The 521-nt window shown below is 72.7% G+C and carries 1 protein-coding gene; it reads left to right on the top strand.

Features of this window, described 5'->3' with window-relative positions:
* Positions 1 to 509, top strand: a 509-nt coding sequence (locus tag ACTOQ1_RS42975) for a hypothetical protein (protein ID WP_440074401.1), incomplete at its 5' end; no start/stop codon positions are given.
* Positions 510 to 521: the final 12 nt, after the last annotated feature.

Raw genomic sequence — 521 nt, 5'->3', positions numbered from 1 at the left:
ACGCCGCCCCCGCACAGGTCGTCAAGCGGCCGGTCGACTACGTCTGGGCGGTCGCTCGGATCAGCCTGGGCTGGGTCTTTCTGTGGGCGTTCGCCGACAAGCTCTTCGGGTGGGGGTTCGCCACCCCGGCCGAGCGGGCCTGGATCAACGGCGCCAGCCCCACCACCGGGTTCCTCAAGGGCACCGGTGAGAACGCCCTGGGCGGGGTGTTCAGCGCCCTGGCCGGGCAGGTGTGGGTCGACTGGCTGTTCATGCTCGGCCTGCTGGGCGTCGGCGCCGCGCTGATCCTGGGGGCGGGCCTGCGCATCGCCGCCGCCGCCGGCGGCCTGATGATGGTCTTGATGTGGGCGGCCGAGCTGCCCCTGCAGAACAACCCCTTCATGGACGACCACCTCGTCTACGCCGTCGTCCTGGCCGGCCTGGCCCTGGGCGGCGCCGGCACCACCTGGGGCATCGGCACCTGGTGGGCCACCACCCCCCTGGTGCGCCGCTACCCCGTCCTCCGATAACCACCCCCACCC

It is taken from the genome of Streptosporangium sp. OZ121 (genome assembly GCF_051918885.1).
Classification (GTDB): Bacteria; Actinomycetota; Actinomycetes; order Streptosporangiales; family Streptosporangiaceae; genus Streptosporangium.
The sequence above is the reverse complement of the archived record's forward strand: the minus strand, read 5'-3'. Positions and strand labels throughout refer to the sequence as shown.